30 protein-coding genes and 1 pseudogene are annotated in these 26,155 nt (G+C 36.3%); 23 read left to right on the top strand and 8 right to left on the bottom strand.

What is annotated here, in order from left to right; all coding sequences use genetic code 11:
- Nucleotides 1-65 precede the first annotated feature (65 nt).
- Complete coding sequence (gene bla, locus AB1Z56_RS09300) at nucleotides 66-953, top strand: class A beta-lactamase, subclass A2 (RefSeq protein WP_309360135.1); 888 nt, start codon at nucleotides 66-68, stop codon at nucleotides 951-953.
- Between the two features lie 136 nt (nucleotides 954-1,089).
- Complete coding sequence (locus AB1Z56_RS09295) at nucleotides 1,090-1,476, top strand: hypothetical protein (RefSeq protein WP_426791847.1); 387 nt, start codon at nucleotides 1,090-1,092, stop codon at nucleotides 1,474-1,476.
- A gap of 95 nt (nucleotides 1,477-1,571) precedes the next feature.
- Here the strand turns inward: AB1Z56_RS09295 and AB1Z56_RS09290 are convergent, their stop codons facing one another.
- The 3 genes and pseudogenes from AB1Z56_RS09290 to AB1Z56_RS09280 all read right to left on the bottom strand — a co-directional run bounded on the left by AB1Z56_RS09290 (nucleotide 1,572) and on the right by AB1Z56_RS09280 (nucleotide 3,953).
- Nucleotides 1,572-1,844, bottom strand: a complete 273-nt coding sequence (locus AB1Z56_RS09290; protein WP_426791846.1) for a hypothetical protein — start codon at nucleotides 1,842-1,844, stop codon at nucleotides 1,572-1,574.
- Between the two features lie 2 nt (nucleotides 1,845-1,846).
- A pseudogene (locus AB1Z56_RS09285) lies at nucleotides 1,847-2,008 on the bottom strand (winged helix-turn-helix transcriptional regulator); the annotation flags it as partial.
- Between the two features lie 19 nt (nucleotides 2,009-2,027).
- Entirely contained in the window at nucleotides 2,028-3,953 is a 1,926-nt protein-coding gene (locus AB1Z56_RS09280) for an NACHT domain-containing protein (protein ID WP_426791845.1), read from the bottom strand.
- A 102-nt stretch (nucleotides 3,954-4,055) separates the two neighbouring features.
- On the opposite strand from AB1Z56_RS09280, the gene AB1Z56_RS09275 reads away from it, so the two are divergent.
- From AB1Z56_RS09275 to AB1Z56_RS09225, 11 genes are all read left to right on the top strand, one after another.
- Nucleotides 4,056-4,265, top strand: a complete 210-nt coding sequence (locus AB1Z56_RS09275; RefSeq protein ID WP_426791844.1) for a hypothetical protein — start codon at nucleotides 4,056-4,058, stop codon at nucleotides 4,263-4,265.
- Between the two features lie 70 nt (nucleotides 4,266-4,335).
- Nucleotides 4,336-4,701, top strand: a complete 366-nt coding sequence (locus AB1Z56_RS09270; RefSeq protein ID WP_426791843.1) for a hypothetical protein — start codon at nucleotides 4,336-4,338, stop codon at nucleotides 4,699-4,701.
- 151 nt (nucleotides 4,702-4,852) lie between these two features.
- On the top strand, nucleotides 4,853-5,374 hold the full coding sequence (locus tag AB1Z56_RS09265) for a hypothetical protein (protein WP_426791842.1): 522 nt from the start codon (nucleotides 4,853-4,855) through the stop codon (nucleotides 5,372-5,374).
- 69 nt (nucleotides 5,375-5,443) lie between these two features.
- On the top strand, nucleotides 5,444-5,962 hold the full coding sequence (locus AB1Z56_RS09260) for a hypothetical protein (RefSeq protein ID WP_426791841.1): 519 nt from the start codon (nucleotides 5,444-5,446) through the stop codon (nucleotides 5,960-5,962).
- Nucleotides 5,963-6,270: 308 nt separating this feature from the next.
- The gene (locus tag AB1Z56_RS09255) at nucleotides 6,271-7,113 is read left to right on the top strand and encodes a helix-turn-helix domain-containing protein (RefSeq protein ID WP_426791840.1); all 843 of its coding nucleotides are present in this window, start codon (nucleotides 6,271-6,273) and stop codon (nucleotides 7,111-7,113) included.
- A 250-nt stretch (nucleotides 7,114-7,363) separates the two neighbouring features.
- Entirely contained in the window at nucleotides 7,364-8,455 is a 1,092-nt protein-coding gene (locus tag AB1Z56_RS09250; protein WP_426791839.1) for an NAD(P)-dependent alcohol dehydrogenase, read from the top strand.
- 41 nt (nucleotides 8,456-8,496) lie between these two features.
- Complete coding sequence (locus tag AB1Z56_RS09245; RefSeq protein WP_426791838.1) at nucleotides 8,497-9,354, top strand: formylglycine-generating enzyme family protein; 858 nt, start codon at nucleotides 8,497-8,499, stop codon at nucleotides 9,352-9,354.
- Nucleotides 9,355-9,405: 51 nt separating this feature from the next.
- Nucleotides 9,406-10,263 carry an aldo/keto reductase gene (locus AB1Z56_RS09240; RefSeq protein WP_426791837.1) on the top strand — a complete coding sequence of 286 codons (858 nt, stop codon included), beginning with the start codon at nucleotides 9,406-9,408 and terminating at the stop codon, nucleotides 10,261-10,263.
- Between the two features lie 316 nt (nucleotides 10,264-10,579).
- A complete protein-coding gene (locus tag AB1Z56_RS09235; protein WP_426792407.1) occupies nucleotides 10,580-10,720 on the top strand; it encodes a hypothetical protein in 141 nt (46 codons plus the stop codon).
- Between the two features lie 73 nt (nucleotides 10,721-10,793).
- On the top strand, nucleotides 10,794-11,297 hold the full coding sequence (locus tag AB1Z56_RS09230) for a hypothetical protein (protein WP_426791836.1): 504 nt from the start codon (nucleotides 10,794-10,796) through the stop codon (nucleotides 11,295-11,297).
- A gap of 72 nt (nucleotides 11,298-11,369) precedes the next feature.
- Nucleotides 11,370-11,795, top strand: a complete 426-nt coding sequence (locus tag AB1Z56_RS09225; RefSeq protein ID WP_426791835.1) for an SMI1/KNR4 family protein — start codon at nucleotides 11,370-11,372, stop codon at nucleotides 11,793-11,795.
- Nucleotides 11,796-12,010: 215 nt separating this feature from the next.
- Here AB1Z56_RS09225 and AB1Z56_RS09220 read toward each other — a convergent pair whose 3' ends face one another.
- Both AB1Z56_RS09220 and AB1Z56_RS09215 read right to left on the bottom strand, forming a co-directional pair.
- Entirely contained in the window at nucleotides 12,011-12,193 is a 183-nt protein-coding gene (locus AB1Z56_RS09220; protein ID WP_028069684.1) for a hypothetical protein, read from the bottom strand.
- A complete protein-coding gene (locus tag AB1Z56_RS09215; protein ID WP_426791834.1) occupies nucleotides 12,183-12,761 on the bottom strand; it encodes a zeta toxin family protein in 579 nt (192 codons plus the stop codon). Before AB1Z56_RS09215 ends, AB1Z56_RS09220 begins: the two co-directional genes overlap by 11 nt.
- A gap of 296 nt (nucleotides 12,762-13,057) precedes the next feature.
- On the opposite strand from AB1Z56_RS09215, the gene AB1Z56_RS09210 reads away from it, so the two are divergent.
- A complete protein-coding gene (locus AB1Z56_RS09210; protein WP_426791833.1) occupies nucleotides 13,058-13,357 on the top strand; it encodes a YbjQ family protein in 300 nt (99 codons plus the stop codon).
- A gap of 261 nt (nucleotides 13,358-13,618) precedes the next feature.
- Here the strand turns inward: AB1Z56_RS09210 and AB1Z56_RS09205 are convergent, their stop codons facing one another.
- The 3 genes from AB1Z56_RS09205 to AB1Z56_RS09195 form a co-directional block, all read right to left on the bottom strand.
- Nucleotides 13,619-14,359, bottom strand: coding sequence for an SDR family oxidoreductase (locus tag AB1Z56_RS09205; RefSeq protein ID WP_426791832.1), 741 nt, complete (start codon nucleotides 14,357-14,359; stop codon nucleotides 13,619-13,621).
- Nucleotides 14,360-14,438: 79 nt separating this feature from the next.
- On the bottom strand, nucleotides 14,439-15,005 hold the full coding sequence (locus tag AB1Z56_RS09200) for a Crp/Fnr family transcriptional regulator (RefSeq protein ID WP_426791831.1): 567 nt from the start codon (nucleotides 15,003-15,005) through the stop codon (nucleotides 14,439-14,441).
- Nucleotides 15,006-15,062: 57 nt separating this feature from the next.
- On the bottom strand, nucleotides 15,063-16,538 hold the full coding sequence (locus tag AB1Z56_RS09195; RefSeq protein ID WP_426791830.1) for a hypothetical protein: 1,476 nt from the start codon (nucleotides 16,536-16,538) through the stop codon (nucleotides 15,063-15,065).
- Between the two features lie 601 nt (nucleotides 16,539-17,139).
- On the opposite strand from AB1Z56_RS09195, the gene AB1Z56_RS09190 reads away from it, so the two are divergent.
- The 9 genes from AB1Z56_RS09190 (at nucleotide 17,140) to hsdR (ending at nucleotide 26,154) form a co-directional block, all read left to right on the top strand.
- Nucleotides 17,140-18,144: a hypothetical protein gene (locus AB1Z56_RS09190; RefSeq protein WP_426791829.1), complete on the top strand. Its 1,005-nt coding sequence runs from the start codon at nucleotides 17,140-17,142 to the stop codon at nucleotides 18,142-18,144.
- Nucleotides 18,145-18,476: 332 nt separating this feature from the next.
- Nucleotides 18,477-18,698, top strand: a complete 222-nt coding sequence (locus AB1Z56_RS09185) for a YbjQ family protein (protein WP_426791828.1) — start codon at nucleotides 18,477-18,479, stop codon at nucleotides 18,696-18,698.
- A gap of 100 nt (nucleotides 18,699-18,798) precedes the next feature.
- Nucleotides 18,799-19,887 carry an FRG domain-containing protein gene (locus AB1Z56_RS09180; protein WP_426791827.1) on the top strand — a complete coding sequence of 363 codons (1,089 nt, stop codon included), beginning with the start codon at nucleotides 18,799-18,801 and terminating at the stop codon, nucleotides 19,885-19,887.
- Nucleotides 19,888-19,958: 71 nt separating this feature from the next.
- Nucleotides 19,959-20,969 (top strand): helix-turn-helix transcriptional regulator, encoded by a 1,011-nt coding sequence (locus tag AB1Z56_RS09175; RefSeq protein ID WP_426791826.1) that lies wholly within the window; start codon nucleotides 19,959-19,961, stop codon nucleotides 20,967-20,969.
- 52 nt (nucleotides 20,970-21,021) lie between these two features.
- On the top strand, nucleotides 21,022-21,357 hold the full coding sequence (locus AB1Z56_RS09170) for a YegP family protein (RefSeq protein WP_426791825.1): 336 nt from the start codon (nucleotides 21,022-21,024) through the stop codon (nucleotides 21,355-21,357).
- A 71-nt stretch (nucleotides 21,358-21,428) separates the two neighbouring features.
- Nucleotides 21,429-21,689, top strand: a complete 261-nt coding sequence (locus tag AB1Z56_RS09165; protein ID WP_426791824.1) for a hypothetical protein — start codon at nucleotides 21,429-21,431, stop codon at nucleotides 21,687-21,689.
- Nucleotides 21,686-22,138, top strand: a complete 453-nt coding sequence (locus AB1Z56_RS09160; protein ID WP_426791823.1) for a hypothetical protein — start codon at nucleotides 21,686-21,688, stop codon at nucleotides 22,136-22,138. Before AB1Z56_RS09165 ends, AB1Z56_RS09160 begins: the two co-directional genes overlap by 4 nt.
- A 51-nt stretch (nucleotides 22,139-22,189) precedes the next feature.
- A complete protein-coding gene (locus AB1Z56_RS09155; protein ID WP_426791822.1) occupies nucleotides 22,190-22,834 on the top strand; it encodes a hypothetical protein in 645 nt (214 codons plus the stop codon).
- A 77-nt stretch (nucleotides 22,835-22,911) separates the two neighbouring features.
- A complete protein-coding gene (gene hsdR / locus AB1Z56_RS09150; RefSeq protein ID WP_426791821.1) occupies nucleotides 22,912-26,154 on the top strand; it encodes a type I restriction-modification system endonuclease in 3,243 nt (1,080 codons plus the stop codon).
- The last annotated feature ends 1 nt before the right edge of the window (nucleotide 26,155 follow it).

The following is a 26,155-nucleotide window of genomic DNA, read 5'->3' as shown; positions in this document are numbered from 1 at the left end:
ATATTTAAATTACCGACCAACATCAGGTTTTTAGTGAAAAAGCCCCTTATAAAATAGATTTATTCATGAACAAATTTTTATTATTTTTCTGCATTTTCTTCTTTTCAGTTCACTCTTTTGCACAACAGCGTAATAGCCTCCGCAAAGAACTTTATCAAATAATTTCAACAAAAAATGCAACAGTGGGTATTGCAATGAAGGGAATTGAAGACAAAGATACGTTAAGTATTAATGGACATTTAAATGCACCATTAATGAGTATTTTTAAATTCCATATTGCTTTGGCGACCTTAAACTTGGTTGATAACGGGAAACTTTCTTTATCACAGAAATTTTTCATTAAAAAAGAAGATCTGCACGCAGATACGTGGAGCCCAATTCGGGACGAATTTCCGAACGGAAATATAGATTTAACTTTGGACCAACTATTACGATATACCGTTTCGCACAGCGATAACAATGGGTGTGATCTTCTTTTAAACTTGATTGGAGGTCCGGAAACCGTCCAAAAGTTTATCAATAAACAAGGAATAAAGGATTTTACCATAAAAGTCAATGAACAAGAAATGCGAACTTGGGAGAATCTTTATATCAACACAACAACGCCATTAGCGTCCACCGATTTATTGGAGAAATTTTATGCAGGACGGGTTCTTAAAAAGAACACCACAAAATACCTTTATCAACTCATGGTTGAATGCTCGAGAGGCCTTACCTGGATGAAAGCAGGGCTTCCCGAAGGAACAGAATTAGCACACAGAACTGGAATTTCAGATAGAAATGAGCATGATTTAAGAGCAGCAATGAACGATGTAGGCATTTTTAAACTTCCAAATGGAAATCACGTCGTTCTTTCTGTTTACTTAAAAGATATCACCGAAGAACGTGAGGTCACTGAAAAAATTATTGCTGACATAACAAAAGCTATTTGGAATTACTACACGAAAAAATAAATATTTATCCAATGACAGTTGACCTCCCCCCGCAAAACAGGACATTTTAAAAATAGAGAATTCGGGTGTGAATTACTAATTTTAAATAGGAGGAAAAACGATGAAAAGATCAAATTTTACCGAGGCAAATTGACCATTGCGCTACGTCAGTCCGAGACTGGGTCTTGCTTTTTATGTTTTCAGGAAATCTCAGGGAGAGTGGCAATTGGCATTCGGTGTACTCGCCGATGACATCAAGGAAGCGTGCATTGACGCCCTTATACTTCGCTTTGATACGGATGTGCCTGAGTTGTATTACCATCATGGAAAACGCCAGGTAGTGGAAGTTCGGGCCAAGAAATACAGCCTTTGGCATATTTATCTCAATAATGCTTATGTAGGAAGTATTCAATATTACACCTTCACTAAGCAGTTCAATTACCACCTTGAAGACAATGGCTTATTGACCGATGATCACGTGCAAAAGTATATAGCAATGATACAACGTGGGGAATTAAAGTGGATAAAGGACGATATTCGATGAAAAACGATATAAAAGGAATAAAAAAACCTTGAGTCCGGGGGGGCGAATCCTGTTTGGTTTTAAAAAATCTATTTCTAGATGTTGAGTGCGGAGTACTAGCTGTCAAAAAGTTTGATCACATGTCCAGCGGTTACCATCCCAATCTTACCATCGGAGTTTCTTTTGGCAGCAAAGGCATAAGAACCGTAACTTGAACCCGAAGTATTCACCGCAGCTTTACATTCAGGATTTAAGGTCGCTTCCAAAACCATTTCCCCTTCAGATTTTCGGAAACTGATTGCTTCGTAAGGAGAGACGTTTTTCGGATTATCGTGATATTTTTTTTGATTGTCATAACCAAAATCTAATAATGTGTTGAGTTCAATCATGGCTAACTCAAATCAATAACATTATTGTCCGCAGGAACAACTATCTTTTTACCATCAGCGTACGATTTACCCCAGTTGCATAAACTGTCTAAAATGGGAACAAGGTCCACACCTTTATTGGTTAATAAATATCTTATCCCTACTGGGATGGTATCTGGTATTTCCCTTTTTACTAAATCGAATCTACTTTAATAAATCATTTATCCTTTTTTCATTTAGCGTTCTACTTTTGGCTCCGTCTAAGTAATAATTTATAATAGTGCTGACTGCGTCAAAATTGTCCACACTGTTAAATTCTGAAGTAATATCTTCCGTAAACCATACAACTTCATCAAAGGGGATGTTAAATTTAATTTTGACTTTGGAAAACTCGCTGCTAGAAGAAAATTCCTCCTTAAAAAGGTTATAACTATCAATCAATGGCTGTAAAGCATGGTATTTGTTCGTCAACTTCGGAAAGTTGATGTAATCAATTTGTTTCAAATGAGCTTCTTCTGGATAATTAATAAAAAATGATATGTGATTGATTTTATCCTTAATATCTTGATGCAAGATATTAGACTCTAAATTCTTATTAGCATTTTTGGCACAGAAGTCTTTTGATCTAAAAGCTATTACGGTCTTTGTAAAATAGTGATAAATTCGTCTCCCTGTATTTTCGTTCGGAAAAATAGCGTTGATCTTATCATTGGTTTCATTAAGACCCTCTAGATATTTCAATAATACAGTTTGTTTGAAAGAATTTTCATCTATTGATTTGTATAAATCTAAAGTGTTAATGAATTGGCTATTGTTTTCATGAAAGGCAAGCCGTAATAAAATCTCATCTTTTTCTTCAACATCATGATAAATATACTGGGCTGCAAAATACTCTTGAAGCGATTTGTGCGACCATTGGTAGTATAATCCATCTACAATCATAACTGGAACAGCGACAGTGATATCGTCAATAAAATCTGAAATATTTAAAGTTATATTTTTAGCCAATCGTAGGGAATTGGCTAGCGCTTTAACGAGACCATCCTTTGTAAATTCTGTTTTATTTTCTGATGTCAAACAAACAAATCCGAAACACCTTAATAGACGGTGGAAATCATCTGTTAATAATCTGGATTTCTTTTCGCGTCTAAATGGTCCGCCCTTTGAATAGTCATGGCTTTCATATAATGAATCATAAACTTGTCGATAGAAGAGGTGTTTTTTATCTGGAATATCATTATTGTATTCGAATGAATGATATAAAAGCGATACAAGCAATGGTGTCTCCAAATATTCACGAATATACTTTTTTATACGAGGTTCCATAATCTTTTTAATAAGATTATTCGATACCAGACCATTACAGCCATATTTTCTAATGAGATTATAAGCTTGTTCTTTGTTCAATTTTTGAATACCATATTCTGAAAAGCTACCGAAGGATTGTAATGAACTATCTGGTCTTGATGTGATAACAAAATAGTTATTACTTGCTTTGCTAATAAAGTCGTTTAATTCATTAGTCACTTTGATTTTGTCATCAAGCGCTACTTCGTCGTAGCCATCAAAGAAAAAAAAGAAATTACCATAATCTATCATTTGCAGCAGTAGTTCTTTATCGAAAGTTCTAGTAAGTTGATTCAGTTGTTCTAAAACTAGTTTTATAATCGTCTTTTTTGATAGTCGCCTAAGTTCAATCAATATGGGGATTCCAGAGGACTTGCTAATGATACTTAAAATTAATTTCTTAATGATGGTAGATTTTCCCGTACCGGCAGTAGCATTTATAAGGACATTGCTATTACTCTTAAATAAACTGGGCCAATATTCATCAACAATGTATTTATCAGTTTTATTGATATTTTTAAGCGTAAGAGGAATATAGATATCATCTAAAATAACTTCCCTACGTTTGCCACCTATAATATTCACGACTGACACATTTTTATATAAACGGGTCATATACTTATCTAGACTTGTCAAAAGAGATTCTTCAGATTGACCTTTTGCCTTTAGATGCGTTGGATTTAAATCCTTTAAAAACGGTTTGACAAAAATTTCAGATATGACTTTAACTCCTTCAGCATATACCGTTGAGAGCTCTGATGGTAATATATTATTATCACTCATAATATTTTGATTAAAATCTCATATATTTCTATAGTAAGATAAGTAAATTGCACGAAGAAAGACAGATATAAATGGTATTGTCTACTATTATAGATCATAACAATGGATATCTTTGAGATAAATATAGGAGAGCGTAGATATTTAGTGAAACCCTTCAACAAAGATGGGGGCCTTTTCTTTATTACTGAGATTAATGGACTGCAGGTAATTTTTGGCGGTACTGGTAATGGCCTGGAAGCAATAGATCCACCAAATATTGATGACGATCTTTTAGATGAGATCGCATCTGAGATAGATTCTTATATGATGTAATAAATATTTAGATTTGTTGTTGGTAAAAGTCTAAAGCGATCTAGTAAACTCGTCAATTTTAATAACATAGATGAATAGAAATAGTTATCGTATGAAAAGCCGTTATATAGTCGCTCCAAAGGATAAAGCAGCAGCAGAATTGTTGGACTATAATAGGGCTACTGAGAATGACTTAATTGAATTGGTCTTGACAGAGCAACAGTATAATACATTAAATTACCATAATGTTTTTTCTAGTTTAAATGAAATTCTAGGATGCAGCATTGAAGATTTTGAAGACGAGTCGATCACTGACGAAAGACAGCTTGAGATGGGCTTGAACTACCTAAATGCTATAAATGTGAATGACGAAGTCGCCAGAAAACTACTAGAAAAATTGATTTATTTGTTCCAAGAAGCGAGAATAAGGAAAACAGGTGTTTACTTCTACTTTTGACTCTATAAAAGCTTAGGCAATTCGTGCTTATGTTATTATAGAGTTTAGTATAGATATGGACGAAATTTCAGGAAAAGTGAGTCATATGCTTATCTAGCGGTTACGAAGTATAAAATATAGGTCTACCAATCCTAATATAGACAACCAATATATGAAGATACAATTGACAATGATTGTCCTACTGACGACATTAACATTGACCAGCTGTGGACAAGATAATGATCATAAATCTGTACATAGCTCGGCAGACACCACTTTTATAAAATCATTGGAAGAAAGGCAATTAGGGGAAAGTAAGTATTCTATTTCTTTACCCACAGATTATGCTATAGGTGAAACCAATGGAGAAGATTTTTCCGTTTACTATTTTAATCCTGCTGACACTACAAATCATACTGGTTTTTCGGGAGGCCTATATTTCGGTAATCATCCTAGCCAATTTCCAGCTATAAGCAAAAGTTGCAAAACGGAGCATCTGAAAAATGAAATATTTGATCAAGATGTAAGCTGGACCATCTATAACTGTAATGGAGACTATTCAATTCAAAGCATAATCTATAGTAAAAGCGGCGAGGGGTGGAATGAAATGATTCACATGTTTGGCAATGCAAAATCAACTAAAGATCTGGACAAATTGCTGTTTATTTTTAAGACAATGAAAAAAAAGGAATAATATATAGAAGGAACTAAGTCAGTTTTAATAAGAATTGGCGGAAATTGTAAATATATAAGAATTAGAAAGATGAAAATTAAATATTCCTTTGTAGTATTTTTATATGCCTATTTGAACCAAATTGACCTTTCTTTAGATAGAAGTAGGTGGGAACCCATTGATAATCTGAGGGATTTTTATCGAAGCCAAATTTCTCCTAAAAAAGTTGCAAATTATCTCATTGATAAATTGGGACTAAACGTTGAAAAATTGAATTATTTGATTTTTATTGATGAAGAATCTTTGTGGAATAAGATTAAAGATTCATTATTATCCACCTTTAAGAAAGATGTTATTTTGGATGAAGATAAAGTATACTTTTTATGTCAGAAATTATTGCTTTTGGACAATATCTTAGCAGATGGAGAACAAGTGCATAGATTAGAAATTGAGAAATTAAGGATAGAGTTTTCTAAACTAAATTATGGTACAATAAAATTTAAACTTGCCAGCAAAGATCGTTTAAAGGCGAACAATATCGAACATTTCTTACAAAATGAAAGATTGAGCACAATTAAAATTTGTGAGTTTAATAAAGGTTATTTTTAGATCGAAATGGTCATCTAGCCAAACTGCCTCCTTTAACTCTTACAAGGGCACCTTTTTGACGCCCTCTTTTTCTGGGTTAACCCATAGCTAATAAGGCCTCCCTAGACTGTCATCAAGGAAAGGCTTTTCTCTCTATTTTATATCTTTATAGCAGCTTACGTTTTGTGTCCTCAAATTCTTCTTGTGTAAGTATTCATTCGTAATCGATAACTTAAAAAAATAATGGACGTTTAAGAAATGTCATTTGGGCTTTTAAGAAAAAAAGTAATAAATTCAATTACTTACATTTGCCAATGTAATAAGTTATTATGGAACAGATTCAGCCAGAAAAATATGGAATGATAACCTATACCGGTGTCTTTCTTACCTGTTTTGCAGACTTAGAAGAAAGATGTTTTCATGCCATGCCCGAACACGTGCTTTTTTACCTGTATTCTGGTGAACAAACTATCGTGGACAGAAACAGGAAAATTAAGGTCAAAGCTGGTGAATGTGCTTTTATCCGCCGTGACCATAGAATAGAGATGTTCAAATACAGCAAAGGAAAGGAACCCTATAAAAGCATTACATTAAGTTTTGATAGAAATGTAATTCGAGATATTTATAATAAAATGTCCAAATCCGATATTCCTGCAGATATTCCTTTTACTGATGATAAAGTAATAAAAGTTAAAACTACTCCCGACATCACCAGTCTATTTCATTCATTGACACCGTACTTTGATGAGCATGTAAAACCAACGGATAAAGTTGTTTATTTAAAGCTAATGGAGGCTATATATGCTATGCTAGAACAATCCGACAATTTCTATCCCATCTTGTTTGATTTTGCTAATCCCTGGAAGATAGATATCCTGGAATTTTTAAATAATAATTTTATGGATGATCTTTCAATTGAAGAAATTGCTGCATATACCGGCAGAAGCTTATCTACATTTAAACGGGATTTTAAAAATATCAGCAATATTTCACCACAAAAATGGATCTTAAAAAAGAGATTGGAAGTTGCTTATCAGATGTTGAAAGAAGGGAAGAGAGTTAGCGAAGTTTATGTAGAGGTCGGGTTCAAAAATCCATCACATTTCTCAACTGCCTTTAAGAAAGAATATAATTTAGCACCTACAGAAGTTCTTTTACAGAAAACAAATTAATACACTGGATTTTTCATGAACTCCATCATCGTTCTAATCTGATTCATTTTTTGATAATTTTATCAGATTGGACGTTTGAGAAAAGATCTTTGGGCCTCGTAGTAAAGTCACTGCGAGGCTTTCATTTTACATTTGTATTGTAATATTAAATACATGCAAAATGGAAAATAACAGCAACAACTCATCACGACGAAATTTTCTGAAATTAACCTCATTAGCTGCGGGTACTACACTTGTCAGCCCTTTGCAGATGTTTGGTCAAACAGCCGATAACACTATCAGAACAAAGAACATTCAGTCAAAAGGAATTGCCGGAAAGGATACCTACAGTCCGCTAGAGCTGTGGAACTTTGAACGTAGAGCCATTGGCGAAACTGATGTTTTGGTTGAAATAAAGTATTCTAGCATTTGCCATTCAGATATTCACACCATCAGGGGACATTGGGGCAAACAGCCCTTTCCTCTTGTTCCCGGACACGAAATTGCAGGTATCGTTAAAGCCATTGGTAAAGGTGTCTCCAAATTTAAAGTTGGCGACCGTGTGGGTGTCGGCGTAATAGCTGATAGCTGTATGAAATGTAAGCCATGTAGCGAGGCACAAGAGCAGCATTGTATTGAAGGAATGGTAGGTACTTATGGAGCACCGTATCCTACAGAGCCGACAGGCATCACACAGGGAGGCTACGCCAGCAATATTGTAACGAAAGAGCATTTTGTTTTTAAAATTCCCGATTCCATGGATTTAAAATACGCCGCTCCATTACTTTGTGCAGGCATTACAGTCTATTCTCCTTTGATGCGAAATCAAGTTAAGAAAGGCGATAAAGTAGGCATTGTAGGTATCGGAGGCTTGGGACACTTAGCCGTTAAGCTGGCAGTATCAAAAGGTGCGGAAGTATACGCTTTTACCACCTCGCCATCAAAGGTTGAAGATATAAAACGCTTCGGGGCAAAAGAAGTTATTGTAGTGGATAAACTCGATACATTAAAGGCCTTCTTCGGAAAGCTGGACTACATGGTTTCCACCGTTCCCTACGACTTTGCCGTGTCCGATTATATTTCCTGCGTAAAACCTTACGGCTTCTTCACACAAGTAGGTGTCGGTGAAAACGGAGGAATTACCCTCAACAATTTTAATATGGTCAATAATAGTGTAAACTATAATGGTTCCCTTGTTGGCGGTACGGCTGAAACTCAGGAACTCCTGAATTATTGCGCCGCTCATAAAATCTATCCCGAAGTACAGGTTATCAGCGCCAGCGAAGTGAACGAAGCTTGGGATAAGGTCGTCAATAAAGAAGCACGTTATAGGTATGTCATAGATGCCAGCACCATTGTTTAATGATGATAGCATTTCATAATAATTTTTAAATGAAAAAAAAGATGATAACTCCACTTTTATATACCATGATGCTGTCCGCAGTATCAGGCTTATCGGTTACTGCAACATCATGTAATGATATTACGCCGAGAGCCGAGCAAACAGTTAATAACGAAAATCAGTTTCAGGATATGGATACGATAAACAAAACGGCTTACAACCTAAACGGTGTAGCATTCAAAATGGTAACTGTCGAGGGAGGCACATTTACGATGGGTTCTGACCAGCGTGCTCAAGGTGGCGGAACACAGGTAAGCAATCAGGCCGGCGAACATCAGGTTACGCTCTCTACCTACATGATAGGCGAAACAGAAGTAACGATAGCCTTATGGAATGAGGTGATGACAGGGAAACATAGCGAGAAGGATAACAAATATCCGGTTGCCAGTGTAACCGTACCAGATTGTCGTGAATTTGTGAAAAAACTCAACGAAAAAGCATATGCCGCAGGTATTATCCCTGCCGACAAAAATTTTTATCTTCCTACCGAAGCGCAATGGGAATTTGCAGCCAAAGGCGGTAACAAAAGCAAGGGATACACTTACGCCGGAAGCAATGATTTATCCGAAGTAGGTTGGACCAGCGATGACGGCAGCAGTGTACATCCTGTCAAACAAAAGAAGCCGAACGAGCTGGGGCTTTACGACATGAGCGGCAATGTATACGAATGGGTAGCTGACTATGCAGCACCATATACTGCCGAAGCCCAAACCGACCCTTGCAATACGAAGCCGAGCAGCAACTACATCAAACGGGGAGGCAGTTTCTATTACAACGACCCTTATCGTTTTACATCCACCTACAGATATTTCTATTCATCTACGGATTACACGATAGGGTTGCGGATTGCGCTTTATTAATTTGCAAACGCGACGAACAATTAAATGGTTAATAATATAAAAGATTTAGATATGATTTTGAATGAACATTATACCCTATCAAATGGAGTTGAAATCCCAAAATTGGGGCTTGGTACTTGGGAGATCAGTAATGATACCGTAGCGCAGGCGGTAAAGGATGCGGTTGCTATTGGCTACAGGCATATTGATACAGCGCAGGGTTACGGTAATGAGAATGGGGTAGGCGAGGGTGTCAGAACATGCGGACTAAAAAGAACAGAAATTTTTGTAACTACCAAACTGGATGCAGCCACAAAAGGTTATGAAGCAACAGTCGCAGGTATCGAAAGTTCGCTTAAAGCATTGGACATTGAGTATATAGACCTGATGATTATCCATGCACCCAAACCGTGGGCAGAGTACGATAAGGAAGATCGCTATTTTGAGGGAAACCGTGAGACCTGGCGTGCTTTGGAAAACGCTTACAAAGCAGGCAAAATTCGTGCTATCGGCGTTTCAAACTTTCAAGTAGAGGATATAGAGAATATTCTTTCAAACTGTAGCGTAAGACCGATGGTCAATCAGATCCTGACACATATCAGTAATACGCCAAAAGAATTGATTGCCTACTGCCAGCAGCACAATATTCTTGTAGAAGCGTATTCGCCCATTGCCCACGGTGAATTGATGAAAAATCAGGAAGTCATTAAAATGGCTGAAAAGTATGATGTTTCGGTTCCCCAGTTAGCTATCCGTTATTGCCTTGAATTGGGATTGCTGCCTTTGGCAAAAACAGCCAATCCAAAGAACATGAAAAGTAATTCGCAGTTGGATTTTGTAATTTCAGCGGATGACATGGAGAAGTTAAAAAATATAGAAAAAATCAAAGATTACGGTGAGTTTAGCAAATTTCCCGTCTTTTGGAGCTAGTTTATCCATCTACTAAATTTCGTGAGTAAGTGCCGTGAGATTTCATGGCGTTTTGCCAAAATGGCCTCCCTTAACGGTTATAAGGGAGGCTTTTTTTATTTTATTGTCTTATTAACACGGTCGAGTAAATCAGCTACGGTTTCCCGTAACCAACCCTTCTTTCAAACCCATACCTTAGCCATACAGTTTGTAATAATCTTGAAGTTAATATCTGTAAACAAATGCTCAAGCAGCGTGCACAGGCAATTCGTGCTGATACTATTATCGTATCGGGCTTAGTGTAGATATCGACGAAATCTCAGGAAAGGGGAGTCAAATGTTTATGATTACTGCGGTGGGTACACCAGTATATCTTAAAGAGGTTGCACACGTTCCGATGGAGAAGCAGGATGAACTATTGTACGGCAAACTGGAAAACCACCTTAACGAAGAGAAAGCTTCAGGCAATAACAACTAGCGAAATGGCGAGACAAAAAAGACATTCCGAGGTCTTAATACCGGCACTTTTGAATTGGAGATATACGAAGAAGATGAAAAAAAGAATAAATAATCTAATATTAGCTGCCCTTATTTTTGGATTTTTTACCGATTGTCACCAAAAGGAAAATAGAAAAGCAAATTTTAGTAAAGAAAAAAAATCAGCGTTTACCGATAAAGATAGTACGGTGTATGCTGAGAAGTTTGACGACTTTTACACCCATTTCTTTAGAGACTCAATATTCCAAATAAGTAGAATAAATTTCCCGCTCAGAGGTATGTCAACTGAATTTGTTTTTAATGAAGAAGAAGCAAGTGATTCAGTAGGTAATGCTTTTTTCATTAAGGACAGAAAGTTTTATTGGACCAAAATGAATTGGACCTTCATACAGGCCGCTAATCTTAATCTAGAAGACTATTCCTTTTTCAAAAAGAAAGGAGATAATTATTATGAGATAACCTATCGGTCAAAGTTGGACGATATTGTTCTATTTTTTAGATTTCAATTTGTGTCAGGACATTGGTACCTCACATATTATAGTTTTGAATGGAACTAGATAAAAGATTACAGAAAGAGGACAATATGACAACAGAAAAATAGAACTTTACAAAAAATGGTAACTTAGAATATGAAAACAGTCAATGAACTATTATTGAAATACAATTGTCCAAAACGTCCTCAAAAAGCCAAAACAAAAATTGAACAAATACAAAGAATTTTGAACTTCAATCTTCCTAACGATTACTTGTTTTTTTTACAGAATTACTCGGGTTTTGAACAGTTTATAGGATCAGAGTTCGTGAGACTTTGGGACACTGACGAATTAATTGGAGCCAATACCGACTATCAAATTTTTGAGAACCTTCCAAAGACTTTGGCAATTGGTGGAAATGGAAGTAGTGAATTTATTGCCATTGAACAAACAGTTGACAATTCAATTAGAGTAGTACTTACGCCTTTTATTGATTTGGACAAACAATATCATATTGAAATTGGAATCTCTTTTACTGACTTTTTACAACGATTAGACAACGGACAAGAATGGTTCAAATGAAACTTATTACGAGAAGAGCGTCAGAGACCCTAAACGTATTGGCAATAGTGGGGCTGACATTAATAAACGGTTGTTGGATGGCTAAAATAATGGCGTTGGAAATTTCTAAGTTTTCGGTTAGGAAGAAACGTTTTGAGTTATCGAAAATTTTTGAATAGAATTAACAACTGATATCTCAAAATAATCTAGCAAGCTTTACAGAGCCTGTAAAGTAACTATTTTGGTAAATTCATAAGTAGTTCCTTTGCAGGTACTTCTTGAATTTTACCATCAACTTTTACCACCAAACTCTCACCCTTTGCAGCACTTTCTTCTGCCAATTTTCGTAAAGCCTTTTGCACTCCTAAACGAATTCGTTCAGCAAGATTGATATTTTCAATATTTACCTTATCGTTCATTATAGTATTTCGATTTTAGTGTTGACCAAATTTCGCTATTTGAAACGAATTCTCCAAATTTATCACCTTGAGCAATTATTTCGGGTATTAGATCCATGTTATCAAAAACCAGCCATCGATCACATATCGGAATATAAATGTTAAACAGGTTTTCTAAACCACGATGATATCGTCTTTCTATCACATCAGATGGAATATTGTGTCCCCCGTTTTCTACTCTCTTCTTTACACGTTGTATGGCTAGTGAAGGTGAGTCGAGCCAAAAATAGAGTACAGTGACTGAATACCCCAGTTTTTGAGCTTCGACTACTAAATTTTTATAGCTTCGAGTGGAGAGAGTTGTTTCAAATGCAAAATCAGCTTTATTCTTCATCAATTCCGCTATACGCTCCAACATAATTCGTCCAGCTGATACAGCTACGCTTTGCGGGTTGAAAGGAGAAATACCTGCTGCTATGTTGTCGGCATTTACAAATTCCCTGCAATCTAATATCTCCGGTAATACAGTGTAACTAGCGGTTGTTTTTCCTGCTCCGTTGCAGCCAGAGATAATGTAGATATTTGGCATATGCTGTTTTTTTGTTAAAATAGGGAAAATTGACCAAATTTTAATTTCTTATTTAAAATTGGTTATTTCAGTAGCGATAGTTTACTCACTTCAAAAGCGGAAAGAGCACAAAGTTCGAGTAGGCTTTTTTTAACAGCCCTACGGTTTCCCGTAGCCAGTCCTACTTTCAAACCCATACCTTAGCTTTACAGTTTGTAATAATCTTGAAAGTTAATATCTGTAAACATATTAATTCAAAATAAATAATGTATATTAGGCTTGGGTATTAACCTTGCCCGATTGAAAAGTAGCATGCCATGATAGTAACCACGACCAATTCCATCGAAGGGAGGGAGATTTCACGATATAATGATCCAATAGCAGCCAATGTAGTTATCGGTACCAATATCTTTAGCGATATAGGAGCGAGCTATGTCGATTTCTTTGGCGGTCCCTCTACCAGCTATGAGAAGAAGATGCAGGAAATGTACAAGCGTGTTACCGAAACGCTTAAGCAACGTGCACAGGCAATTCGTGCTGATGATATTATCGGCCTTAGTGTAGATATTGACGAAATTTTAGGATGTAATACACAATTCTTGATGCCACTGATATAATCCTCCGGCGTCGAAGAAATTCCCTTTTAAAAAACGTTGCAAGAATTCTGTAAGGGACGAAGTTAATGCAATTTTAGGGTGTATTGTATTAAATATTTCATATCGGCAATCACCTAAACACCTTAATCCCCACATATCTGAATTAATTATATAGATACGCATATCATGGCATCGAGTTTTGGCGATACCATGATATCTGGGAGTTGACCTTTAAAATATGGATCATTCAGGAAATAAACAGTGAAAGTTTAGCGTATGTTATTACCAAGGAATTTCGCCTGTTTCAGGGTTTAACTCTTCACTGATAAATTTGCCAGTTACTCCGTCTTTATCTAACAAAGCGTACTTTACTATACGTTTTCCCGCAATTTCAACATCGCCGCCAAAAAAGTTGGTATGATCGGTTTTTGTAAGGCCCGGGCAAACAGCATTTACTTTAAATGGTGTATCACGAAGTTCATGAGCCAAATGAATGGTATACATATTCAAAGCCGATTTGGACGAAGAATAAGCTGAAAAAGATTTATAGCCGTAATTCGGAGAATTCGGGTCGCTATGAAGTGCTAGAGAGCCCATATTTGAGCTTACATTTACGATGCGCGGCTCCTTTGATTTTCTAAGTATATCCATGAATTCGGTTGTCACCCGAACGACCCCATACACATTCGTTTCATAAATTTTTCTGAAATTCTCAATGCTTGCTGCCGTAACATCTTCTGCAATGCCATCCGCATTAATTCCGGCATTGTTGATCAGTACGTCCAGAACATCTGTTCTTTTGCCGATTTCAATTCGCGCTTTTTTCACCGAATCCTCATCAGTCACATCGAGCTGAACGGCCTCAACGTTTACCAATCCTTCGGCTACAAGCTTTTCAACTGCCTGTAAGCCATTTTCTAAATTTCTACTTCCGATGTAGACATAGAATCCTTTTTGCAACAACTGCCTTGCCGTTTCAAAGCCAATACCTTTATTTGCTCCTGTTATAAATGCTGATTTCATTTTTCTTCATTTTTAATATTACCATACAAAGATGATTCTATTAAAAATGAAGTTATTTACCATTTGGTAAAAAGTGATTCTAGCGAATATTTTTTCGTATTCTGCTCAATGATTGTTGCGTAACTCCCAAATATGATGCAATATGAGAAAGGGCCACACGGTTAACAAGTGATGGGTAATTATCTAAGAATTCCAGGTAGCGTGTCGTAGCATCTTCTGAAATCATTGGGTTTTTATTGAATAACTGGTACATACACTTTTGAATCATTTTGTTTTTAATATTGTCCCAACCAACTATTGTTAATGACAATTCGTCCCAAAGTTGTTTTGAAAATACAATAAGTCTACAATCGGTGCTGGCCTGTAAATATGCTGCAGATGGCGAGCTCGAATCAAAACTTACATAATCAACTACTAGGTTATTTTCGGGTATAAAACATCTTGTAATTTCCTCACCTTTATTGTTGTAATAACACCCTCTAATAATTCCTTCCATAATGAAGCCGACCTGCCGCGAAATTTTTCCTGCTTCCGAAAAGTATTCGTCTTTACGAAGTTCAATTTCCGTGACATTGGCTGTTATAAGACTAATTTGCTGTTGGTTTAGGTTGCCAAACTGTAAAATGTATTCTATCAATTCTTTCATTGCTGCAAAATAATAAAATGACGCTGTTTATAATTTACCATTTGGTAAAAGTACTATTCAATTATATAAATCGCTCACAGTCAACGTTAAGCAACTTGTGTTTTCGAAATAATCCTCAGGATTTTGGGACAGGTAAAAGTACATCTGAAACCAGCCTCTGGTTCTTCTGATATCTATTTGTCCAACACTTAGATTCCATGTCCGGCCCATCCAATCCTCTTCTGAGGAAATTTCCCCTTCTTCATAATACGATTTACCGTCAATGTCCGGTCCAAATTTATCGGCAAATAATTTTATCATTCCTTCGACTTCCCAAATATGAATGATGTGTTTTTTTGTTGGACTTTCCTTGCTGAGAATGAATAACGCACCATTGGACTGAGGATGGGGAACTAATAGTTTATTGAAAAAATTAAAAAAATATTGGTCTGTAAGTTTGACAAAGCCAAAACTCTCTCCGTTTTCATACTTCTGCTCGAGATAATTGTCGGTTTTTTTATATTCATCAATTAAAGACTCGAAATGCTCGTCAAAAGTATTAGCAGTAAGGAATGAGTTATTATATTGAACAAAATCATTTGGCTTTAGTACTTTTGTGCGGATATCTAATTTCTGAAAAACCGCTTTTGTTTTATGGTAATTTTTATCGTCGTTTGTGATGTAAAAATCACATCTTGAGGCGAATGCCGAATGAAAAGCGTCTTCTGTAGTATTCCTGAATGTATTTTTCTCCTTGTCTGTAACTTTGATCTTATCGGCTTTAAAGCCGTGCATATCTAAGCTTACATATTCATTTATAATATCATTAAACCATTCGGGAGCATTTTTGGTTTTATCAAAATATTGCCCAACATCGAAGATTTCCATTCCCTTTTTTTTATAGGCATTTTCGATAACATCGAACGGTTTTTTGTCTTGGCTAAAGTGGCCATTGCTTATTCCAACTTGTTGAACAATGTTTCTTAGATCTTTATAACCTTCGCCTTCATTCATATTATCCAGCATCTGTCCAAAACTCTTGAAGAAACCATTCATAGTTAGATCATCTTTTAAGCCCGGAAATAACTCTTCTAACATCTTTGCACTTTCTGGATTTTGATAAGCATCATTGAATGCACTATCCAAAGGAATCGAAGCAATCAGATTTTTCATGGCATCACCAATCCCATACATAGGATTATCTGCTTCCATGGAATCAAACAGGCTGTCAAGGCTAAGATTCTTGAAGAGCGGAGCTTCACTGATCCTGTCGTCCAATAATTCTTCCGGATCACAGATGCTAAGTGTGACTTCTTTTGAATCGTTTCCCAAGCATAGATTGTCTGTCAGGCTGGTAATAAATTCTAAATCCTCCCGAACTAGTTTTTGTTCTTCAGCACTATTGTTTTTGATGCTTGCAAAGATATCCCCGATGTGCGATGTCGAATATACAAGTAGAAATTTTTCTCTGTTGGATATTATCTCAGTCAAATCAGGAAAATAATTGTTTTTCATTCCAGACATGACATTCCAATCCAAATAAACTTTTATCATAATCTCAGACTAAATGATCTCTCTAAATTAATTCTTTTTTGATGATTATCCATACAATTAAGATTTGTACAGCTGTTAATTCAAAGCCTATTTTTTGAATTTATTTCATTGATCATTGCAATCAAAGAGTAACGAAAATAAATAATTGCAATATTTCCTCAGGTTGGCGTAATTGCCCTTAACAATGGTGTATCTTGTATCAAATATCGGAAAGTATTTAAAGTTATGATTTCGTAAAGCATTTGAATGTTTGTAGAAATTAATTCCTCGGATTTTTATTGATTTATTGCTTAAATTGTAGGCACGTCATATTAAAGGAAAAATTCAAGTTTATTGCTTTTAGCTTCCTGAAAGAGCTTTAAAGACAATCTTTGAAATTTGACCCTGTTCTAATCGTAAGGTTATGAAAACAAATTCTAAAAAATTGTCATATAGCCAAAAAGTGCAGGCCAGCCGGAAAGTATTTTATCATCGGTTGGAAATAATCTGTAATAAGATGGTAGGACCAGGATATTTCGAGATCCTCCCAGAAAGTAGTCTCAGACTCTTATATGGACATAGATATCCGTCTGTCAAATTGATCCGGCAAGGAAATCGGGTTATGAATGAGGAAGAGTTCTTGGAGTATAAAGAAACCCTTACCAGGCTACTTAGCGAATATCATGTTGAAACATTGAGAGGTGAACAAATTTCCTATGCAAGATTTTTGACAGATGTCATGGTGCTGATCCATTTTATACAGTATAGGATTGGAAGCAAAATCAAAGGTTTTTTAAGCCTTTATCAAGTTTTCTCCCCATATTTTACGACTACTGAATGGTTTGAAAAACAGCGGAATAAAATTATAGAGATCATGAGCCTAAATGATCTTAGGCTTTATGATTTTTATAGAGGAACGGTTCGTATCAGTTTTGAGCGAATGGCGGTCGAAAAATTTGGTGGTACGAATGAAGTGTTTATTCACCGTTTGGCACATAATACTTCTTTACAGAAAGTAGATGGTAAAAAACGCACCATATTGCAGCTTGGGGTACCTTCATCTGAAAAAGTTGATAAATTTAACTGGGTGGCTATAAGACCCAGTCAGCTTGGAATAACTGATAGGGATGATGATAGTCCAATGCCGGTATTTATACAGCAGCATGTTCTGGAACGGTTTGAAGAACGGATAGTTTTCTGGCGCGGATATGTTCAGGTGTATCTTGGATATGTTCTAAGCAAAGCTAAGGTAAATACTATTTTGCGAAACGGATACTTTCTTCTGGAGTGCTTTCTTGGAGTACATAAAGTGGGATATTTTGTTATCACCCATCATATGGATAAATGGCTTGTACGGACTTTTCTATTTCTAACAAATGATGGTACACCAGAAGGAAATAAATTAAAGAAAATTACTCATCTTGAAATTCCTGATAAGCAGTTCTTGATGCTGGACCGTATGGATGCCTTTATAACTTATGGTATTTCCGAAGACAAAAAATTACGAGAATTATTCGAAAAAGTTGGTTGTAGCTCACTATTGGATTATGCAGACGAACTCAGGAAATTTGTAGGTGACCCGCTTAAAAGTCCTGAGTTCATTCATCGTTATCTATTTAGGATCTAAATTGCTCTTCTAACTATTGTTTCTTTCATGAACAGAAGATAACATCTATGGCAAGGAAGCGGTTGAAGCGATCAAGAAATAAACCAGTAATGCATTTTTAGTACAGTTTAGACTAATTTGGCGACAGAGCATCTAGCCAAAATGGCCTCCCTTGACGGTTAACGAATAAATCAGCTACGGTTTCCCGTAACCAGTCCTACTTTCGAACCCATACCTTAGCCTTACAGTTTGTAATAATCTTGAAAGTTAATATCTGTAAACATATTAATTCAGAATAAATAATGTATATTAGGCTTGGGTATTAACCTTGCCCGATTGAAAAGTAGCATGCCATGATAGTAACCACGACCAATTCCATCGAAGGGAGGGAGATTTCACGATATAATGATCCAATAGCAGCCAATGTTGTCATCGGAACCAATATCTTTAGCGATATAGGAGCGAGCTATGTAGATTTCTTTGGCGGTCGCTCTACCAGCTATGAGAAGAAGATGCAGGAGATGTACAAGCGCGTTACCGAAATGCTCAAGCAGTGCTTACAATTGCATTTATAGATAAAAAAAATACACTAAAAAATATGGATTATTACAGACGATGAATAGTCTGTCTTAGTTAATAGTTATAATAATAGTCGTAATAAGAGAAGATAAATTTATGAGAAGGATACATGGAAAATTACCGCCTGAGCTTCTAGAACATACGACGCCTAAAACTGTCGGAAAAGATTCTGGTTTTAAAATTTCGAGCTTTCGTGAATTAGTTGAGCAAATAGCTAAGCTTTCATATCTAAATAAAGATTATTTACTATTCTTTAGGGGGCAAAAGAGTGATTATCGAAATAGTAATAATAATTCAACATTTTATCCAACAATTTATCGAAGTAATTACTTATCCCAACCGGAGTTGGACTTCCGATTTGAGAAATTAAGCAGTGCTTCAAAAATACTAGTAGAGTTGTTAAAGCAAAATAATATATCAGGTGTTTCTGAGATAGAAAGAAAAAAATATATCCAATGGAGTATTTTACAGCACTATGAAGTAACTGAAACGCCCTTTATTGATGTTACGCAGTCATTAAGAGTAGCTTGTTCTTTTGCTCAGCTCGATAATGATCAACCTAATGCTTTTATTTATGTTTTTGGCTTGCCATATTATTCAAATAGGATTTCAATTAATTCTGAACATGATTTGATAAATATTAGGTTACTAAGTATTTCTCCTCCGCAGGCTTTAAGACCCTATTTCCAAGAAGGCTATTTGGTAGGTACTGATGACGTGTTTAATGATTATTTAAATAAATCAGAACTTGATTTAAACAACAGATTGATAGCAAAATATGAAATTCCTAATAATGATGATTTCTGGGGGATACATTTCAATCGAATTCCTAAATCAGCTCTTTATCCTGACAATGACATAATCCATTCTATCTGTCAGGAAATTACGTCCGAAATAAAAGTGGAATTAAATTCGTCTAATATTGGTAACTATATCAAATTATGGACTGACTTAGAACAAATAATTATTAATAAAGCCAAAAGATACTTTCCCGAAACGCACACATTAACGAATGCAATATACGTCTTACTAAAATATGATGAAGAAAACAGCCATATATATAGTGAAATCAACTATCTCAGGCAGTTTCGCAATAAATTAGTTCACAAACCTACTAGTGTTTCCAATGACGAGACTATCAGGATGACTGAAAATCTTAAAAATGTGCTGAATATGCTTGGATAATAGATGATTAGATGTTATAAAATCGCAACTAAATAATTTAGTTTTTTAGAATATAATTCATTTAAAAAGTTATGTCTACAAATAAGCATGCACTCATTCGTTACGAAGCATTAGATAGATGTTTCTCCAATAAAGGTCGGAAGTTTTTTATTGATGATCTGATAACTTATGTTTCGGAAGCAATTAAAGAGTATACTGGGAAAGCGACCTCCATTTCTCGACGACAGATTTTTAAAGATATAGATTTTATGCGTAGCGAGGCAGGTTTTCGTGCGCCTATCGAATCTTATAAAGAAGGGAAGAAAAGCTATTATCGGTACTCGAAAGCTAATTATTCTATAGCTATACAGCAAATCAATCCAGTCGAAGCAGACTCATTGAAGACCGCTTTGAATATTCTTGGAAGATTCAGTGGATTACAACAATTCGAGTTTGTTCAAGAACTAGCACTTAAACTAAAAAAGAGCTTCCAACTGGAGGAAATCGAAGAATGTATTTTCTTCGATCAGAATGAGTATCTAAAAAATATAAACCTATTAGGTGATTTGCTTAAACATATTCAACAGAAGCAGGTGTTAGAAGTTAAATACAAGCCATTTAACAAAGAGATTGAAGAAACGTTTGTTTTTCATCCTTATTTCCTGAAACAATACAATAAGCGTTGGTTTTTATTCGGAAAGCGAGATAGTTTTGAAAATTGGACCAATTTGGCTTTGGATAGAATCTTTAGCGTGAATACCTTAGAAACCCTAGATTTTATAGCTTCAAAGGAAACGTATAATGCATATTTTGAAGATATCGTGGGCGTTAGCAAACCAGCGAATACAGAGTCTTTGATTGTTTCAATCAAAGTTAGTATGCCATTGTGGCCTTATATAGATTCTAAACCTATCCATCCGTCGCAGACAGTGGTTGAGAGAACTGCAGAATATGTCATTTTAACATTGGATATTATTCCCAATTATGAGTTCTTCTCACATATATTGGGTTATGGTTCCACCATTGAGATTTTAGCTCCAGTTTCGGTGAGAGATTCCATGCATAAAAAACTGGAAGACACTATCAGCAAATACAAATCATAAAAAATTACCTGTGCACATTGGTTGCACAGATACAGTACAACTTTGTATCAATATGTCAAATGCAAAGTTTGAAGTATTTGTGAGTTCAAGGAATTCGCAATACTATTTTAGATTAAAGTCTGGTAATGGTGAAATTATTCTTGGTAGCGAAGGCTACGTGAACAAACAAGGATGTTTAAATGGGATAGCCTCGGTTAAGGCTAACTCTCCCTATGACAGCCGTTACCAGCGTCAAAATTCCGTTTATAATTATACCTTCAACCTTACAGCTGTTAATGGTGAAATTATCGGACGGAGCGAGAATTATACGAGTTTAGCAGGTAGAGAGAATGGGATTGCGGCGGTAAAACGTGATGCTCCTACTGCTCCAATAGTTGATCTTGTTTAATTGTTATGTGCTTTGTGTTATGATAGATACACAAAGCACATTTTATTTTATAATCTAATTACTTTAATATTATGAGTACTAAAATAACCGTATCCCTTTATTGTGCAACCTGCGGTCAAGGTGATTTTGAACACAATGAAAATAAATCTTGGGTGAAATGCAAGAACTGTGGTCGTGAGTATCCCGGTGGAATCGATGAATTAGCAACATTCAATCAAAATCAAATTCAAGATGCAGCAGAGGAAGTTGGTCAACAGTTTATTGATGACTTTGCTAAAAAACTAGAGAAAAGTTTTAGAGGTAATAAATTCATTAAATTCACGAGAAGATGAAAATAGATTTAAGCGATCCTTCATTTATTGTTGCCGCTATGGCATTAGTGGGGACTATTTTTACTTATTTCAAGCACGATAAAAAAATAAAAGCTCAGGAGAAACTAATCAATGACTATCAGCTTGGGAAAATCGAAGAGGAGAAAATCCAAAAAATGCAGGCTGAGGTCAGGGCCTCTATTATTGTAGGTAATAAGGGGCTTCGGACTTTAAGGGTATATAACAAAGGAAAGGCTTCTGCAAAAAATGTTCGGTTAATTTTACATGATGAACCTGAATGTCTTTACAGTTTGAATCCTTTTCCTTTTCCGCTTTTAAATGAACATGAAAATGTAGATCTGAATATCCATCTTCACATGGGATCTCCCGATAATATTTCATTTGAATTATTATGGGATGATGCATTCAAAATGAATAATTCTCATTTACAAACCGTTCAGCTTCGTTAAGCTGTAATCCCCAAAAAATAAGATATAAATAAGAATTTAAAATTAACAACAATGGACTATACAGAGATGTTAAATTCTTTAAAGGAATTTAACATCAATCCTACTATCATAATGGTAATATTTATCATGTGTGTGGTAGCTGCTTTCTTTTTAAGGTTTTTAAATTCCGAAGGCCCCTTAACAGGATTGTTATTCAAAAAAAAGCAGAAGCCGAGGTCATATTGGTTGCAAAGACATGCTGATTTACGTCATCTTGCGAAAGATATTCAGAAACAACAAGAATTTCGGGAATTGACAGGTATATATATCCATCCAGATAAAATCGACAAGCTTATAGCATTGAGGGATAATTCAAACGGGGAGTTTGATTGGCCAGAAATCAAGGCTGCGAGGTCATTTATGGATTTAAGTACGGAGCAGCCAAAGCTTAGAATAGACGTGCGGGCGAAAATTTTTGATATTTTCACGATTACATTATTTTCTGTCGGAGGAATTTGTTTTGCGTTACTCTTTTCAATCGTAGTTGTAATTATAGCTACTGAGAAAGACGTAAAACCTAGTCTCGTGGCATCTCTTCCATTATGTTTCGTTAGTATTGTATTTACTTTTATATTGATGCAATCTTTAAGACGTAATTATAGAAGTGCCAAGCTTATTAAAAAAGTATTAGGTGGGGGTAATAAACTTAGTGTTTGAGACAATATTCTGTTGTATAACGATTGGTTTTGTTTATATTTGGTTCTAGCTGAATATCTGAATTAAGTATTATCAATATGGCCATATCCAATTTCCAATTTTTAGAACAAGAATATCCCTTACTTTTTAATTTAGCACAAGCCGCCGAATACAATCTGTATCAAGATCCAGCCACATCTTTATTCAAGTTGCGGCAATATGGGGAATACATGGCCAAGCAGATTTTTGAGACCTATGGAATTGACCTGCCGGAGGATACAAAATTTCAAAATCTAATTTATAATCTGAGGAGTCAAGGTATTCTACCCTCAAATGTAATTGACCATTTTACGATACTTCGCAAGCAGGGTAATGATGCCGTACACGAATACGTAGGTACCACTGCAGATGCGACTTCGTCGCTTTTTTCCGCATTTAAACTAGGGAAATGGTTTTACGAGTCCTACTCTGTAAAAAATATCGATATTTCTTCATTAAGATTTGGTACACCGAAGGATTTAGATGCCAGACATGCATTGCATATCCTTGAAAAGGAAAATAAGATCTTAAAGGAACAATATGAGCAGGCGATAGCCCAGCATAAAACAGTCAGTGCAGAACAGCGGACGGTATTTACGGCGCGTGCCAAACGCTCCGCATCCAAACTTGATATGGACGAAGCAGAGACCCGAGAGCTTATTGATCTCAATTTGCGTAAGATAGGATGGGAAGCAGACACCAAGTTACTGAATGCTAAAATACATAAGACGCAACCCCAAAGAGGTCGCAATATGGCTATTGCCGAGTGGCCGGTCAAAGGTGGCTATGCAGACTATGCACTATTTGTAGGTACAAGTTTATACGGTGTCATTGAGGCCAAAAAGTATGGTCAGGATATATCCACCAATCTTGATCAAAGTAAGCGTTATGCAATGAATATTATACCAAGAGAAGGTATAGACATATTGGGCGACTGGGATGGTTATCGGGTACCATTTCTATATTCAACCAATGGACGCGAATATTTGCAACAGATTGCCACGAAAAGTGGCGTATGGTATCTTGATATCCGTGAGAAGTATAATAATTCTAGATCTATCAAAGGATTCCATAGTCCAGCGGATTTGCAAATTAAGTTTGAACAAGACATCACACTTGCTAATAAAAAATTGGAAGAGAATTCATTGGATTTTCTTCAGCTCAAGACAGGATTGGGGTTGAGAGATTACCAGATCAAAGCAATTCAAGCAGTCGAAGATATTATTATCCATCATCCCGAGATCAACCGGGCATTATTAGCCATGGCAACCGGTACTGGTAAGACACGTACAGTTATTGGGTTGGCCTATCGCTTAATCCAGACCAATCGTTTTAAACGTATTTTATTTTTGGTAGACCGCACCCTGCTGGCCACACAGGCGCTCGACGGTTTCAAAGATTACAAGGTTGATGATCTGAAAAGTTTCAGTGACTATTACCACATCGACGGGTTAAAGCATGCATGGCCCGATATAGATAGCCGTATCCACTTTGCAACTGTGCAGAGCATGGTCAAAAGACTCTATAACAATGATAGCGAAGGAAAAACGCTGAGCGTAGATACTTATGACTGTATTATCGTTGATGAAGCACATCGAGGCTATTTACTGGATAAGGAAATGGACGATGAAGAGATTTACTTCAAAGACCAAGATGACTATGTCAGCAAGTACCGTCAGGTGTTGGATTATTTTGATGCTTTTGCTGTTGGTTTAACAGCTACACCAGCGCTTCATACCAAAGAGATTTTTAATAGACCTATCTTCAACTATAGTTTACGAGAAGCCGTATTAGATGGTTATCTAGTTGATCAGGATCCACCGATCAAGATCAAGACACAACTATCAGAAGAAGGGATTGTATGGGAAAAAGGCGAGAAACCTACTATTTATGACAAAGAAGGTAATCAGGTTATTGAACTCGATGAGTTGAGTGACGAACTCAAGTTTGATATCTCAGGATTTAATAAACGTGTCATTACCGAGAACTTTAACCGTACGGTACTTCGGGAGCTTGTCAATCATATTGATCCCGATGGCGACGCCAAGACGCTTATCTTTGCAGCTACAGACCATCATGCAGATATGATTGTCAAAATCCTGAAAGAGGAGTTTGCGGCAGTGGGGATACCTGTTCCTGATGATGCTGTGGTAAAAATCACTGGAATCATTGACAAGCCAGCGGAGAAAGTCAAGCGTTATAAAAATGAGAAATACCCAAATATCGCCGTTACAGTCGATCTATTGACCACTGGGATTGATGTACCCAAGATTGCTAATCTCGTATTTATGCGTCGCGTTCGATCACGTATCCTATACGATCAGATGATCGGGCGTGCCACCCGTCTCTGTCCAGAGATAAACAAGGAGAGTTTTCGTGTTTTTGATGCGGTCAATCTATATGAAGGCATTAAAGATTATACGGAAATGAAACCACTTGTTGTCAATCCTTCGGTTGATTTCAGTACATTGAACAGTGAATTTGCAGATATACAAACCGATGAGCGTGCAGCCGTACAGGTTGATCAGATCATTGCGAAGTTGCAACGCAAAAAGCGAACCGCAGGCCTAGATGGCGAAAAGATCAAATACTTTACTGGAGCGGATACACTGGATGAATTTATTCAGCATCTTCGCGAGAAAGATATTACAGAGCAGGTGAAAATGCTGACTGAAAAAGCGGAGCTCTGGAAGTATTTAGACGAGTATAGACAATCGCCGGCTCATCAGTTTTATTCCAATCATGCTGATGTACTTCGTGAGGTAAGTACCGGCTATGGGGAGATGGACAAACCCGAAGACTATATCGAAGGGTTCAGACGCTATCTTGAAGAAAATCAAAATGAGATAGCTGCACTTAAATTGATTGCCACATCTCCGACGCAACTAAAACGTGCCGACCTCAAGGAACTAAGCTTATTACTTGATACCAAGGGCTATAATCTTCGCACCCTACATGATGCGTGGAAAAATGCAAAAAGACAAGATGTAGCAGCCGATATTATTGCTTATATTCGTACCCTTATGCTTGGGTCCGCACTTGAAAGTCGAGAAGATCGTGTCAAAAAAGCCTTCCAACGACTGTATCAAGAGCAAAATTGGACCGTGCCGCAGAAGAGTTTGCTCCAGCGGATTGAAAAGCAGATGATTGCCGAAGGCATTGTTACTGTCGAAGATCTCGACAAAGAGCCCTTTGATGAGATAGGCGGATTTGAACGCATCAATAAAAGATTTGAAAATCACTTGCCCGATATTCTGCAGAAGATCAATACCTATATGTACAATGGAAATCAAACAGCTTAAT

Source organism: Sphingobacterium sp. WOUb80 (genome assembly GCF_050058145.1).
Taxonomy (GTDB): Bacteria; Bacteroidota; Bacteroidia; order Sphingobacteriales; family Sphingobacteriaceae; genus Sphingobacterium.
The sequence above is the reverse complement of the archived record's forward strand: the minus strand, read 5'-3'. Positions and strand labels throughout refer to the sequence as shown.